Raw genomic sequence first — 13852 nt, forward strand, 5'->3', positions numbered from 1 at the left:
CAGGGCTACGGGCAGGTCAAGCTCGGCCTGCTGCACGAGATCCTCGGCTCGTCGATGCTCGCGCCGAACGCCTTCGGATGTCAGGCGCCCGACTCCGGGAACAGCGAGATCCTCGCGCTGGCGGGCACGCCGGAGCAGAAGGAGCGCTGGCTGGAGCCCCTGCTGGCCGGAGACATCAAGTCCGCGTTCTCGATGACCGAGCCGGGCGCGGGCGCCGACCCCACCCTGCTGCGGACCCGCGCGGTGAAGGACGGCGACCACTACGTCATCAACGGGCACAAGTGGTTCAGCTCCAACGCCTCGATCGCCGACGTGCTGATCGTGATGGCGGTCACCGACCCCGACGCGCGCCCGCACCAGCGTGCCTCGATGTTCATCGTGCCGGCCGACACGCCGGGGGTGAACATCCTCCGGGACGTCGCCACGATGGAGCACCCCGAAGGTGGCTACGGGAAGCTGGGTGGCCACGCCGAGATCCTGTACGAGGACGTGCGGATCCCGAAGGAGAACCTCCTGGGGGCGGAGGGCACCGGCTTCCTCATCGCCCAGCACCGTCTCGGGCCCGGCCGCATCCACCACTGCATGCGCTGGCTCGGCGTCAGCGCGCGCGCCTTCGACATGCTCTGCGAGCGCGCGACGTACCGGTACGCGTTCGGCTCCACGCTGGCGGAGAAGCAGACGGTCCAGAACTGGATCGCCGACTCCGCGGCGCAGATGCAGGCCGCGCGGCTGATGACGCTGCACGCGGCCTGGAAGATGGACACGCAGGGCGCCTCCGCCGCACGGACGGACATCTCGCTGATCAAGTTCTACGGCGCCCAGGTCCTGCACGACGTGGTCGACAGGGCGCTCCAGATCCACGGCTCGCTCGGCTACTCGACCGACCTCCCGCTGGAGGCGATGTACCGGATGGCCCGCGGCGCCCGGTTCTACGACGGCCCGGACGAGGTGCACCGGCAGTCGGTCGCCCGCCAGATCCTCCGCGGCTACGAGCCGCCGGCCGACGAGGTTCCGTCCGAGCACGTGCCGACGCGCACCGCGCAGGCGCGGGAGAAGTTCGCGGCGATCCTCGACGCGGTCACGGCCAACGACTGACCGTGTCGCGCCGCCTCGCCGTCGTGGTCTCCGTGCCCGTGGCGGTCCTCCTCGTGGCCCTCGCGGTCCTGATCCCCGACGGGGAGGGCGACGACCGAGGGGCGGTGCAGACCCGGGCGCAGACCTCGGCGAGCGACGCCACGGTGAGCGCGTCGCGGCAGACCGCGGGCGATCCGGATCCCGCGGTGCCGGCCTCGAAGCTCCGGCGCTTCGACGCGGATCGGGCCATGCGCCTGCTGCGCTGGCAGGTGTCCTACGGCCAGCGACCCGCGGGCTCCGCCGCCCTGCGGCGCCTCGCGCCCCAGCTCGCGAAGCGGCTGCCGGCGGGTCGCCTCGTCGCGGTTCCGGGACACCCCGGGCTGCAGAACGTCGTCGGGACCCTCCCCGGGCGGCGTCCGGCGATCGTCGTCGGCGCCCACTACGACTCCGAGGCGCACCCGCCAGGGTTCGTCGGCGCGAACGACGGCGCGGCCGGGACGGCGGCGGTGATCGAGATCGCCCGGGCCATGCGCAAGACCCGGCGTCCGGCGGGGGCGCGGGAGCTGCGGTTCGTCCTGTTCGACGGGGAGGAGGAGCCGCCCAACACGCCGGACGCGGAGTTCTACGAGCGCGGGCTGCGCGGGTCGAAGGCCTACGCCGCCGCGCACGCGAGATCGACACGCGCGCTCATCCTGCTCGACTACGTGGCCGGGATCGGTCAGCGCATCCCCCGTGAGGGGTCAAGCGACGTCGGGCTGTGGAGGCGTCTGCGCTCGGCGGCGCGACGGGCCGGTGTGCTTCGCGTCTTCCCCGACCGAAGCGGCGCAGCGATCTACGACGACCACACGCCGTTCCTGGAGCGGGGTATCCCGGCCATCGACCTGATCGACTTCACCTACGCCTACCGGGACACGGTCCAGGACACGCCCGACAAGACCTCCGTGAAGGCCATCGACGCCGTCGGGGAGACGGTGGTCGAGCTGCTGCGGGCGCTCGACCGGAGCCGGTACTGAGGCATCTGCGGGCGCGTCCGTACACTCCATGCATGGCAACGAGCACCGTCGAGAAGCTGCTGCTCGCCGCGCCGCGCGGATACTGCGCGGGCGTCGACAGGGCCGTGCAGACCGTGGAACGTGCGCTCGAGCTGCACGGAGCGCCCGTCTACGTCCGCAAGGAGATCGTCCACAACAAGCACGTGGTCGAGCAGCTCCGCGAGCGCGGGGCGATCTTCGTCGACGAGCTCGACGACTCCATCCCGGAGGGCGCGATCACGGTGTTCAGCGCGCACGGGGTGTCGCCGATGGTGCACGCCGACGCCGAGCGTCGCCGGCTGCGGACGATCGACGCGACCTGCCCGCTCGTCACCAAGGTGCACCGCGAAGCGGTCAAGTTCGCCTCCGAGGGCTACACGATCGTCCTGATCGGCCACGACGGCCACGAGGAGGTCGAGGGCACGATGGGCGAGGCGCCGGAGTCCATCGTCCTCGTCGAGACCGAGGCGGACGTCGAGGCCCTGGAGGTCGCCGACCCCGACCGGCTCGCCTACATCTCGCAGACCACGCTGTCCGTCGACGAGACCCGCCTGATCATCAACCGGCTGCGCGAGCGCTTCCCGAACATCACGGGCCCGCGGACGGACGACATCTGTTACGCGACGACCAACCGCCAGGCGGCCGTGAAGCAGATGGCCCAGCACTGCGACCTGGTGCTGGTGATCGGGTCACGGAACTCCTCGAACTCCAACCGTCTCGTCCAGGTGGCCGAGGAGCACGGGTCCAGGGCCCACCTGATCGACAACGAGTCCGAGGTCGACGCCGCCTGGCTCGACGGTCCGCGCACGGTGGGCATCAGCTCCGGTGCGAGCGCGCCGGAGGAGCTCGTGCAGCGGCTCGTGGCCTTCTTCCGCGACCACGGCGTGCAGGACGTCTCGGAGTTCGAGGTCATGCAGGAGGACGTCCGCTTCATGCTCCCCAAGCCGATCCGCGTGGCGATGTCCGCGGCCGCCCAAGACTGAGCGACGCCAGTCGCGTTTGGGCCCTGCGCGTTGTCGGCATCCGCCGGCGCGCCGCGCATAGGACATCCGTCCAGGCCGCGTGCTCATCGGGGGGCTCGAGCCGACGAACCGGACGTGAGGATTTCGCATCGCCACCAGCCTGCGGCGCAGCACCTGACCGACCTCCCGTACGTGGAGACGCCGCACGAGCTGCTGGACCGCCACGGCCGCGTCGCCGGCCGTCTCATCTCGGGGCTCTGGGCCCTGACCCTCGTCGCAGCGCTCCTGGGTGGGGCGGACGCTCCGACCGGCGACCGCGCCCTGGTGATCGCCGCGCTCGGCATGACGTTCGGCGTCGTCTGCGGACGACGGCGCTGGGGACGGGCCGGGCTCGCCGCGCAGCACGTCCTCGCCGGTTCGCTGACGCTCCAGGCGACCGCCGCAGCGGTCGCCCTCGACGGCACCGGGACCGCGTCGCTCGGAGCGTTCGTCCTCGCCGCGGCCTTCGCCGGCGCCATCGTGCGGCCGCCCGCCGCCGCTGCGGCGCACATCGCCCTGGCCGGCGCCGCCCCGATCCTGGTCGCAGGGTTCGTGGGTGGACGCGCCGACACGTCGCTGCAGACCGTCGTCGGCCTGGCCCCGTTCGTCCTGGCGATCGGCGGGCTCGCCGCGGTGCTCGCCAACAACGCCGTGCGCCGCGAGGCGGCCTTCCGCATGATGAGCCGGCGGGACCCGCTCACCGGCGTCGGCAACTACCGGCGTCTCCATGAGCGCCTGGCCGAGACGGTGTCGCGGAACCCGGAGCGCTTCGCGCTCCTGACGATGGACGTCGACAGCTTCAAGGCGGTCAACGACCGCTACGGCCACCTCGAGGGCGACCGTCTGCTGCGCGAGGTCGGACGGGCGCTGGTCGACAACGTGCGCGGCAAGGACATCGTCGCCCGGCAGGGCGGCGACGAGTTCGCGGTGCTCGCGCCCGAGACCGACGAGCAGGGTGCGCAGCTGCTCGCGGCGCGGATCGAGCAGGCGCTCCAGGCCATCCGCGTCGAGAACGCGGACGCCGTTCGTGCCTCGATCGGCATCGCCGTCTACCCGCGCGACGGCCGGACGCCGGAGGAGCTCCTCGCACGCTCCGACGACGCGCTGCGCCGGACCAAGGAGACCCGTCGCGGGCCGATCGTGCTCGTCTGAACGCACGCGGGCGCCGGTGCGGCGATGATGCGGCCGTGGACCGGGTCGCGATCGAAGGCTTCCACGCGCTCAAGCACGCGCACCGGTTCGGCGCGGTCCTCGACGAGGTCGCGGTCGCCGATCGGTCGGCCGCCCTCGCGCTGGCCGACGACCTGGCCCCGGATCTGCGACCGGTGCTGGAGGGCGCCACGGAGATCGGCGTCGACGGGATCGCCCGGTGGACCACGCGGCCGGTGCCGACCGGCGTGGTGTGTCGCGCCCGACGTCCGGAGCAGGACGTGGACCGGGCGCTCGAGGGCGCCGGCCCGGTCGTGCTCCTCGACCACCCACGGGACCCCGGCAACGTCGGCGCCGCGATCCGCGTCAGCGCCGCGGCCGGCGCCGCCGTGGTGCTGGTCACCGGTCCGGTGGACCCCTGGCACCCGGCCTGCGTCCGGGGGGCGGCCGGGCTCCAGTTCGCCCAGCCGGTGATCGGGCTCCCGGACCTTCCCGCGGACCTGCGGGACCGACCGATCGTGGCCGTCGACCCCGAGGGCGAGCGGTCGCTCGACGACCCCGGGCCCCTGGCGGGCGCGCGACCGGTCCTCGCGTTCGGCACCGAGCGTCACGGGCTCGGACCCGAGGTCCGCCGGCGTGCCGCGGTGTCGCTCGCGATCCCGATGCGCGACGGGGTCAGCAGCCTGAATCTCGCGACCTCGGTCGCCGTGGTGCTCTACGGGCTCAGGACAGCTCGTGCCGCGGACGGCTGACCGCGAAGCGGTGCCTCGGGGTCCTGCTCCGGCAGGCCGGGCCGCCGGTCGGCGCGCACAGTAGCCTGGGTCGACACGTGAGGACCCTCGTCGTCAGCGACCTGCATCTCGGCGCGCACCGCCGGACCGATGTCCTCCGCCGCGAGGGGCCCCTGGCCGCGCTGTGCGACGCGCTCCCCGACGTCGACCGGCTCGTGATCCTCGGTGACGCGCTCGAGCTCCGGCAGGGTCCGATGCGCGACGTGCTGGCGATCGCCCGCCCCGTGTTCGAGCGGCTCGCCGGCGCCCTGGGGTCGACGGGCGAGCTCGTGCTCGTCACGGGCAACCACGATCACCATCTCGTGAGCCCGTGGCTGGCCGACCGCGCGCTCCACCGTCCCGACGAGCCGCTGGGGCTGGAGCGCCGGCTGGACGCCACCGAGGTCGACGCGGTCCCCGCGCTCGCCGCACTCCGCGACGCCGCGGCCGCGACGACCTTCTCCGTGGCGTTCCCGGGGGTGTGGCTGCGCGAGGACGTGTACGCGATGCACGGCCACTACCTCGACCGCCTGATCACCCTGCCGACGTTCGAGCGGATCGCGACGGGGGCGATGCGCCACGTCGTCGGTCCGGTCCCGGAGGGCCGCGGCGCCGCCCGCGCCGAGCACTTCGAGGCCGCGCTGCAGCCCATCTACGCCTGGATGCACGCCGTCGCGCAGAGTCCGGCGGGCGCGTGGTCCTCAGGGACGCAGACGACGTCCGCGAACACCTGGAAGACGCTCGCGGGTCGACGGAACGGTCGTCGGTCGCTGCGCGACGTGCTGATGGCGCGGGCCTTCCCGCTCGCCGTCGGCGGGCTCAACCGCGCGCAGCTCGGACCGTTCAAGGCCGACATCAGCGGCGAGGAGCTGCGCCGCGCCGGACTCCGAGCGATCGGCGAGGTCGTCTGGCGGCTCGGGATCGAGAGCGAGCACGTGGTGTTCGGGCACACGCACCGCGCCGGGCCGCTCCCCGAGGACGACGAGCACGAGTGGCGCGTTCCCGGCACCGGCACGCGACTGCACAACAGCGGGAGCTGGGTGGACGAGCCGATCTTCGCCGCGGGAGATCACCGCAGCCCGTACTGGGGCGGGCGGGCGATCGTCGTCGACGACTCCGGGCCACCGCGGCTGCAGCGGCTGGTCGACGACCTCGGCTGAGACCGCCGGGCGCTCAGGGCTGGTCCGCGGCGAGCCCCGGCTCGAAGCACGTCGCGTGGCAGGTGACGTCTTCCCCGACGACGAGGTCGAGCACGGCCGCGGTGTGGCCGCGGTGGCGGACCAGCTCGTAGGCTCCGGGGTGGTCGACCACGATCTCGCGGCCCGCTGCCCGCACCGTCCCGGTGCCCGACAGCACCGCCCACACGGCGCCCGCCTCGTAGGGACCGTTGAACGTGCCCTCCACGTCCGCGGTGGGCACGACCACGAGTGCGTCCGGGTCGTCCTCCGGGCGGACGTACGGCAGCGGGTCGCGCTCGACGCCCAGCAGCTCCTGGATGGCCAGTTCGGTTCCGCGGTAGTCGCCCTCGCCGTGGTGGTACTCGAAGAGCTTGCCGCGCTGGTCGAAGAGGTACCGGGAGGGCCATCCGCGGTTGTCGAACCACGTCCAGATCTCGAGGTTCGGGTCGAGCACGACCGGGTGCTCGATCCCCAGACGGGCGACCGCGTCCCGCACGGCCTGCTCGTCCTGGGACGGGGGGAAGCCGGCCGCGTGCACGGAGATCACGCGTAGGCCGTCGGCCTCGTAGCGCTCGTGCCAGGCCTTGACGTAGGGGAGGGTCCGCAGCGAGTTCGGGCGGCAGAAATCCCAGAACTCGATGAGCACGGGGCGACCGATCTGCTTGTCCATCCGCAGCGGCGCGACGTTGATCCACGGCAGCTTCGCGGGAAACGGAGGGGCGGCGATGGTGTCCACGGGTGCGCGCACGACCGGCCACGGTAGTACATCTGTCCGGTCGGCCTTCAGCCGCGCAACCGGGTGAACCCGCGCGGGTTCTTGTAGACAAGAGTTGCGGGCGAGTAGCCTCGCCTGCAACGGGTGCGCCCCCCTCCGCGCCGCATTCCCCACCTCACCCACAGGAGCAGCAATGCGCAAGATCGCCACCCTGGTGGTTGCCGCCGTCTCAGTCCCACTGATCGGGGTCGGCATCGCCGGCGCCGTGTCCGTCGATCAGACGATCAAGGGCTCGACCAGTCCTACCAAGAAGGGCACGAAGAAGAAGCCCCGCGCCGTGAAGCTGAAGATCGACATCGCGACGAAGAAGAAGATCGCCAGCGAGGAGTTCGCGACCAAGAGCGCGACGATCTACTTCGACCGCAACCTGGTCTTCAACACCAAGTACTTCAAGACCTGCAAGGCATCGACGGTGCAGTCCAACGAGGGCAAGTGCCCGAAGGCCTCGAAGGTCGGCAGCGGGTCCGCGCAGGGCGAGGCACTCGGCCAGGTCCAGAAGCTGAAGGTCTCCGCGTTCAACGGGCCGAAGAACACCCTGAACCTGCACGTCACCGGGTCCAGCCCGCTGGCGATCGACTCGGTCATCGTCGGCAAGCTCAGGAACTCGAGCGGCAGCTACGGCAAGAAGCTCGTCGTGACGCTCCCGGACAACCTGCAGCAGCCGCTGCCCGGCGTGTACGCGACGCTGACGTCGTTCATCACGACGATCAGCAAGAAGACCGCGCGCAAGAGCAACAACCGGCGCAGCAAGAACTACAAGGTCAAGGTCCCGTACGTCGGGCTCCGTGGCTGCACGAAGAAGAAGCTCAAGTACAAGGGCGTCTTCGTCTTCACCGACGGGACCAAGGTGACCGCCACCGACACGTCCAAGTGCCGCTAGCACCACGACTCCGCCCCTGACGGGCGGCGTCGCTGCCGTGACCGAGCGCCGGCCCTCATCGGGGCCGGCGCTCGGTGTCTGAAGTTCCGCTCAAGGTTTGCGGACGGATGTCCGATACCTGCCTCACGTCGTCCCACGTTGCCGGCCGCGGCGCCTCATGGCGCCGCGGTCGGAGCAGGTGGAGGCGGCTCCACCCCACCCATCCCCCCGACGTACGAGGAGCAGTGAATGCGCAAGGTCGCAGTTCTGGCCGTCATGGCCGTCGTCCCGGTTGCCGGCATCGCCCATGCAGCCACCGTCGATCAGTCGATCGACGTGAAGATCTCGCCGTCCAAGGCCGGCACGAAGAAGAAGCCCACGGCCGCGAGCCTGAAGTTCGACATCGCGACGGTGAAGAAGGTCCAGAACGAGTCCTTCGCGACCAAGACCGCCACGCTCTTCTTCGACAAGAACCTCGTGTTCAACCCCGCCGCGTTCCCGACCTGCAAGCAGGCGACGATCCAGGCGAACGAGGGCAAGTGCGTCAAGGGCTCGAAGGTCGGCACGGGCAGCGCCGTCGGTAACGCTCTCGGCCAGACCCAGAACCTGAAGGTCTCCCTGTTCAACGGCCCCGGCAAGACGCTGCTCCTGCACGTCACCGGGTCGAGCCCGCTGGCGATCGACTCGGTCATCGTCGGCAAGCTGAAGTCCGCTTCGGGCGCCTACGGCACGAAGCTCGTCGTGACGATCCCGGACAACCTGCAGCAGCCGCTGCCCGGTGTGTTCGCGACCCTGACCTCGTTCAAGACCAGCATCACGAAGCTCGCCGGCAAGAAGGGCAAGAACACGCCCTACATCGGCATCAAGGGCTGCACGAAGAAGCGGCTCGCGTTCAAGGGCGACTTCGTGTTCACCGACGGCACGAAGGCGTCGGCGACCGACACCGTCGCCTGCAAGTAGGCCGACGCGGAGGTTCCCTCCGGCGGGCGGCGGGCCATCATGGCCCGCCGCCCGCTTTTTTGTACGGTGCTGTACATGCGCCGCCCCGTTCCGACCGCGTTCGCGCTGGCGCTCGCGTTCGTCCTCCTCACCGCCGGCGCCGCGGATCCGGCCTTCGCCCACGGGATCGTCGGCAAGCAGGACCTGCCGATCCCGCGCTGGCTGTTCGCGTGGGGAGCCGCGGTCGTCCTCGTGGTCAGCTTCGTCGCGCTCGCGGTGCTCTGGCCGCAGCCGCGGCTCGAGCGCTCGACGCGCCGCGAGCGGCCCGTCGTCCGCGTGCCCGTGGCCGCGGAGGTGGCGTGCGGGGTGGTGGGCGTCGCGCTCTTCGTCCTCGTCGTCTACGCCGGGCTAGCCGGGACGCAGACCGAGGCGGCCAACATCGCGCCGACCCTCGTCTACGTCCTGTTCTGGGTCGGGCTCCCGTTCCTCAGCCTGCTGTTCGGTGACGTCTTCCGCGCCCTGAACCCGTGGCGGGCGGTCGCCCGCGCGGTGGCCTGGGTGGCGGGCCGGGCCGGCGGCGGCGCACTGCCCGAGCCGATGGACTACCCGTCGAGGCTGGGACGCTGGCCCGCGGCCGCCGGGATCCTGGTCTTCGCATGGGTGGAGCTCGTGTCCTCGAGCGGGGGAGACCCGTCCACCCTGGCGGTGCTCGCCCTCGTCTACGCGGCGACGCAGATCATCGGCATGAGCATCTACGGCATCGAGCCGTGGACCCGCAACGCCGACCCGTTCGCCGTGTACTTCGGCCTCTTCGCATCGCTGTCGCCCGCGCACTGGCAGGATCGCCGGCTCTCCCTGCGCCGACCCCTGGTCGGGGCCACCGAGGTCGTCGCCGGGCCCGGAACCGTGGCCCTGCTGGCGGTCATGATCGGCACGACGAGCTTCGACGGCTTCTCCGGCGGCGAGACGTGGTCGAACCTCGCGCCGGACCTGCAGCGGTTCTTCGTCGACCTCGGGTTCTCGCAGAGCCAGGCGCTCGAGGTCGCGTTCACGATCGGCATGCTCGGGGTCGTCCTGCTCGTCGCCGGCCTGTACCGGCTGGGGATCGCGGGGATGCGCACCATCGGAGGCGGGGCGGACAGCACGGCTCTGGGCCGGCGGTTCGCGCACACGCTGATCCCGATCGCGCTCGCCTACGTCGTGGCGCACTACTTCTCCCTGCTGGTCTACCAGGGGCAGGCCATCGGCTTCCTGGCGTCCGACCCGCTCGGGGACGGGTCCGACCTGCTCGGGACGGCCGACGCGACCATCGACTACGACGTGGTGGGACCCAACGGCGTCTGGTACGTGCAGGTCGGGGCGCTCGTCGTGGGGCACGTCGCGGGCCTGGTGCTCGCGCACGAGCGGGCCCTGGTCCTGTACCGCAAGGCGCGCGACGCGACCCGGTCGCAGTACTGGATGCTGGCGGTCATGGTCGGCTTCACCAGCCTGGGTCTCTGGCTCCTCTCCGCGCAGGCGACATGATCGTCCCGCTCGCACACGCGGGCCACTGGCTCGTGTCGCTGCTGTACCTGGTGCCGGTCGTGATCCTCGTCGCCGCGCTGGCGATCGCGCGTCGGCGTGACAGCCGCTACGACGATCCCGCCGCTGACGACGACGTGTTCGCCGACGACGCCTTCGAGGACGACCTCAGCGCGCCTCGATGAGCGCGTGGAGCGCGGCGTCGGCGCGGTCCTCCGCCGCGAGGTAGACCGCGTAGGCGGTCCGTGAGCCCGGGGACGCCGACCACGCCCGGTAGGCGGCCACCGCGTCCTCGTGCGCGGCCCGCCACGCGTCGCGCAGCTCGCACCCGGGGGTCCACCGACGAACGACGATCTCGCAGGTGTCGTGGAGATCGTCCAGCAGGTGGTCGATGGCGGTGGTCCGGCGCATGCACCTCTCCTAACGCGCGGGAACGGCCAGAGGTTCACTGGTGGGGTGCAGGTCGTACTCTGTGGGCGTGGCCTTCTCGCGCCTGCAACTCGTGCTCGCGACCGTGGTGGCGTGCGCGTTCTCCGGGATCGTGGCGGTCGTGCTCGCCTCCGGCGGTACGGACGCCGCGACGGACTCCGCCCCTGGGTTCCGCGGCGCGCAGAGCCCGGACGTGCCTCCGATGGACTTCCGGTTGCGTGACCAGGACGGCCGGGTGGCGTCGTTGGCGTCGCTGCGCGGGAACGTCATCGTCCTGACGTTCCTCTACACCTCGTGCGAGGACACCTGCCCGGTCGCCGCCCAGCAGATCCGCGGTGCCCTCGACGACCTCGGGCACGACGTCCCCGCGCTGGCCATCTCGGTCGACCCCGCGAACGACACGCCGGCGCAGGCTCGGCGGTTCCTGCTCAAGCAGCGGTTGACCGGGGGACGGATGCGGTTCCTGCTGGGGGACCGCAGCACGCTGGCCCCGATCTGGAAGGCCTACGGGATCGCCCCGCAGAAGGACGCCTTCGATCACAGCGCGCGGGTGGTGCTCATCGATCCCCGCGGCCGCCAGCGCGTGGCGTTCCCGGTGGAGAAGCTGACCCCGGAGGACCTGGCGCACGACATCGCCCGTCTCGAGGCTGAGCAGGCCGCGCGACCGTGACGAACGCGGCGCGCGAGCGGCCCGTACGGTCGCCGACGCACCTCGCTATACTTTCTGAAGTCGAATACCCGACAGTGATTCAGGTGATTTAGAAGATGACCCCCTCGGGCGCCGAGTTCATCAAGCAGGTCAAGAGCCAGATCCGCGAGGTCGACCCCTCCGAGGTCAACGAGCTCCTCCATGAGGGCGTGACCATCGTCGACGTCCGCGAGACCGACGAGGTGAGCGCCGGCAAGCTGCCGGGGGCCGCCCACGTCCCGCGTGGATATCTGGAGTCGCGCATCGAGTCGGTGTCCCCCGATCGGTCGCAGCGCGTGATCCTCTACTGCGCGGCGGGCAACCGCTCCGCGCTGGCCGCCAAGACGCTCATCGACGACCTCGGCTACGAGAACGTCGAGTCGATGACCGGTGGCTACACCCTCTGGAAGGACCGCGGCTACGAGGTCGAGGTGCCGTTCCAGTGGTCCGGGGACCAGCGTCAGCGCTACTCGCGGCACTTCCTGCTCCCCGAGGTCGGCGAGGACGGACAGCAGAAGCTGCTGAACGCCAAGGTGCTCCTGCTGGGCGCCGGGGGGCTCGGCTCGCCGACCGCGCTGTACCTGGCGGCCGCCGGCGTGGGCACCCTGGGGATCGTCGACGACGACACCGTCGACGTCTCGAACCTGCAGCGTCAGGTCATCCACCGCACCGACACGGTCGGCGTGGCGAAGGTCGACTCCGCCGAGCAGGCCATCCACGCGCTCAACCCCGACGTCAACGTCGTGAAGTACCAGACGCGGCTCGACGCCTCCAACATCATGGAGATCATCGAGGGGTACGACATCGTCGTCGACGGCGTCGACAACTTCCCGACGAGGTACCTCCTCAACGACGCGACCGTGCGTCTGCGGATCCCCGTGGTCAGCGCCGCCATCCTCGGCTTCGAAGGGCAGTTGAGCGTGTTCGCCCCCTACGACGGGCCGTGCTACCGCTGCCTCTTCCGCCAGCCGCCGCCGGCCGAGCTCGCGCCGAGCTGTGGCGCCAACGGCGTGCTCGGGGTTCTCCCCGGCACCATGGGGCTGCTCCAGGCCACCGAGGTCGTCAAGCTCATCCTCGGCGTCGGCGATCCGCTGATCGGTCGTCTGCTGATGTACGACGCGCTGGATGCGTCGACCACCGAGCTCAAGGTCCGTCGTGACCCCGAGTGCCCGATCTGCTCCCGCGAGCCGGACGCGATCTCGGACGACGAGATGGGTCTGTTCCCCGACTACGAGGCGTTCTGCGCCGCCGCGGGTTAGGTTTTCCCGCACGACCCGCCCCGGTCAACGGGGGCGGGTCGATCCCGTCCCCGCAATCTTGCCCCAGGAACCCATGGCCACCATTCGCATCCCCCCTGTCCTGCGCCCCTCCGTCGGAGGCGAGCGTGAGGTCTCCGCCGACGGCGGCGACGTCGGCGCCGTGCTCACCGCCCTGACCGAGGCGCACCCGGACACCAAGGCGCAGATCTTCGGCGCCGACGGTGACCTGAACCGGTACGTCAACGTCTACCTCAACGACGAGGACGTGCGCGTCCTCGACGGTCTCCAGACCGCGGTCGGCGAGGGGGACACCCTGGTCATCCTGCCCGCGATGGCAGGCGGGCAGTAGGACGCGCTCGTCCGGTCCGCGGGACGGTCCCTCGACCGTCTCGGCCCGCTTCCGGACCTCGCTACACTTCGTGAAGTATGGGACTTCCGCCCTTGGAGACCCGTCCCTGCGGCGGTCGCTACGGCGACATCGTCGAGGCGATCGGGAACACACCGCTGGTCGAGCTGAAGCGTCTCTCGCCGAAGCCGGGCGTTCGCATCTGGGCCAAGCTCGAGTCGGCCAACCCGACCGGATCGGTCAAGGACCGCGTCGCCAAGTCGCTGATCGAGGACGCCGAGGCCAAGGGCGCGATCGCTCCCGGGCAGACGATCCTGGAGCCGACCTCCGGGAACACGGGGATCGCGCTGGCGATGATCTGCCGGCGCAAGGGCTACAAGCTGAAGGTCGTCATGCCGGACAACGTCACGCCGGAGCGCACGCAGCTGCTGCAGATGTACGGCGCAGAGATCGTGTACAGCCCGGGTGACCAGGGCTCCAACGGCGCGGTGGCGCTGGCCGTCGAGATGGCCTCCAAGGACGCCTCGTACTACATGCCCTACCAGTACGGGAACCCGGCCAACCCGCTGGCCCACTACAACGGCACGGCGCTCGAGATCCTCGAGGAGCTCGACGGCAACGTCGACGCGTTCGTCGCCGGCCTTGGCACGGGCGGGACGCTCATGGGCAACGCCCGCCGCTTCAAGGAGGAACTCGGGGACCGCGTGAAGATCGTCGCCGCGGAGCCGATGCAGGGCGAGCCGGTCCAGGGCCTGCGGTCGCTGGACGACGGCTTCATCCCCGAGATCATCGACATCTCGCTGCTGGACCGCAAGATCTTCGTCACGAACCGC

General features: G+C 71.0%; 16 protein-coding genes. 14 read left to right on the top strand and 2 right to left on the bottom strand.

Features of this window, described 5'->3' with window-relative positions:
• The 6 genes from ABYE80_RS08545 to ABYE80_RS08570 all read left to right on the top strand — a co-directional run.
• The coding region (locus ABYE80_RS08545) for an acyl-CoA dehydrogenase family protein (protein ID WP_372789850.1) at positions 1-1095 on the top strand (1095 nt) is incomplete at its 5' end.
• 2 nt (positions 1096-1097) lie between these two features.
• Positions 1098-2087, top strand: coding sequence for a M28 family metallopeptidase (locus ABYE80_RS08550; RefSeq protein ID WP_372789851.1), 990 nt, complete (start codon positions 1098-1100; stop codon positions 2085-2087).
• A 32-nt stretch (positions 2088-2119) separates the two neighbouring features.
• Positions 2120-3088: a 4-hydroxy-3-methylbut-2-enyl diphosphate reductase gene (locus ABYE80_RS08555; protein WP_372789852.1), complete on the top strand. Its 969-nt coding sequence runs from the start codon at positions 2120-2122 to the stop codon at positions 3086-3088.
• 114 nt (positions 3089-3202) lie between these two features.
• A complete protein-coding gene (locus ABYE80_RS08560; RefSeq protein WP_372789853.1) occupies positions 3203-4258 on the top strand; it encodes a diguanylate cyclase domain-containing protein in 1056 nt (351 codons plus the stop codon).
• A 35-nt stretch (positions 4259-4293) separates the two neighbouring features.
• Positions 4294-5007, top strand: coding sequence for a TrmH family RNA methyltransferase (locus ABYE80_RS08565; protein WP_372789854.1), 714 nt, complete (start codon positions 4294-4296; stop codon positions 5005-5007).
• 77 nt (positions 5008-5084) lie between these two features.
• A complete protein-coding gene (locus ABYE80_RS08570; RefSeq protein ID WP_372789855.1) occupies positions 5085-6185 on the top strand; it encodes a metallophosphoesterase in 1101 nt (366 codons plus the stop codon).
• Between the two features lie 13 nt (positions 6186-6198).
• Here the strand turns inward: ABYE80_RS08570 and ABYE80_RS08575 are convergent, their stop codons facing one another.
• Positions 6199-6951 (bottom strand): DipZ protein, encoded by a 753-nt coding sequence (locus ABYE80_RS08575; RefSeq protein WP_372789856.1) that lies wholly within the window; start codon positions 6949-6951, stop codon positions 6199-6201.
• Positions 6952-7111: 160 nt separating this feature from the next.
• On the opposite strand from ABYE80_RS08575, the gene ABYE80_RS08580 reads away from it, so the two are divergent.
• From ABYE80_RS08580 to ABYE80_RS08595, 4 genes are all read left to right on the top strand, one after another.
• Positions 7112-7858: a hypothetical protein gene (locus ABYE80_RS08580; RefSeq protein ID WP_372789857.1), complete on the top strand. Its 747-nt coding sequence runs from the start codon at positions 7112-7114 to the stop codon at positions 7856-7858.
• A 228-nt stretch (positions 7859-8086) separates the two neighbouring features.
• A complete protein-coding gene (locus ABYE80_RS08585; RefSeq protein WP_372789858.1) occupies positions 8087-8797 on the top strand; it encodes a hypothetical protein in 711 nt (236 codons plus the stop codon).
• Positions 8798-8872: 75 nt separating this feature from the next.
• Entirely contained in the window at positions 8873-10300 is a 1428-nt protein-coding gene (locus ABYE80_RS08590) for a fenitrothion hydrolase (RefSeq protein ID WP_372789859.1), read from the top strand.
• On the top strand, positions 10297-10482 hold the full coding sequence (locus ABYE80_RS08595; RefSeq protein WP_372789860.1) for a hypothetical protein: 186 nt from the start codon (positions 10297-10299) through the stop codon (positions 10480-10482). Before ABYE80_RS08590 ends, ABYE80_RS08595 begins: the two co-directional genes overlap by 4 nt.
• Here the strand turns inward: ABYE80_RS08595 and ABYE80_RS08600 are convergent.
• Complete coding sequence (locus tag ABYE80_RS08600; RefSeq protein WP_372789861.1) at positions 10466-10708, bottom strand: hypothetical protein; 243 nt, start codon at positions 10706-10708, stop codon at positions 10466-10468. The genes ABYE80_RS08595 and ABYE80_RS08600 overlap by 17 nt on opposite strands.
• 67 nt (positions 10709-10775) lie before the next feature.
• Here ABYE80_RS08600 and ABYE80_RS08605 point away from each other — a divergent pair, with 67 nt between their 5' ends.
• The 4 genes from ABYE80_RS08605 to ABYE80_RS08620 all read left to right on the top strand — a co-directional run.
• The gene (locus ABYE80_RS08605; RefSeq protein ID WP_372789862.1) at positions 10776-11396 is read left to right on the top strand and encodes an SCO family protein; all 621 of its coding nucleotides are present in this window, start codon (positions 10776-10778) and stop codon (positions 11394-11396) included.
• Between the two features lie 95 nt (positions 11397-11491).
• Positions 11492-12673: a molybdopterin-synthase adenylyltransferase MoeB gene (gene moeB, locus ABYE80_RS08610; protein WP_372789863.1), complete on the top strand. Its 1182-nt coding sequence runs from the start codon at positions 11492-11494 to the stop codon at positions 12671-12673.
• Between the two features lie 73 nt (positions 12674-12746).
• Positions 12747-13022 carry a ubiquitin-like small modifier protein 1 gene (locus ABYE80_RS08615; RefSeq protein WP_372789864.1) on the top strand — a complete coding sequence of 92 codons (276 nt, stop codon included), beginning with the start codon at positions 12747-12749 and terminating at the stop codon, positions 13020-13022.
• A gap of 77 nt (positions 13023-13099) precedes the next feature.
• Positions 13100-13852 (top strand): PLP-dependent cysteine synthase family protein (locus tag ABYE80_RS08620; protein WP_372789865.1); only part of this gene is annotated, 753 nt, incomplete at its 3' end.

The sequence above is a fragment of the Paraconexibacter sp. genome (assembly GCF_041602235.1).
Lineage (GTDB): Bacteria > Actinomycetota > Thermoleophilia > Solirubrobacterales > Solirubrobacteraceae > Paraconexibacter.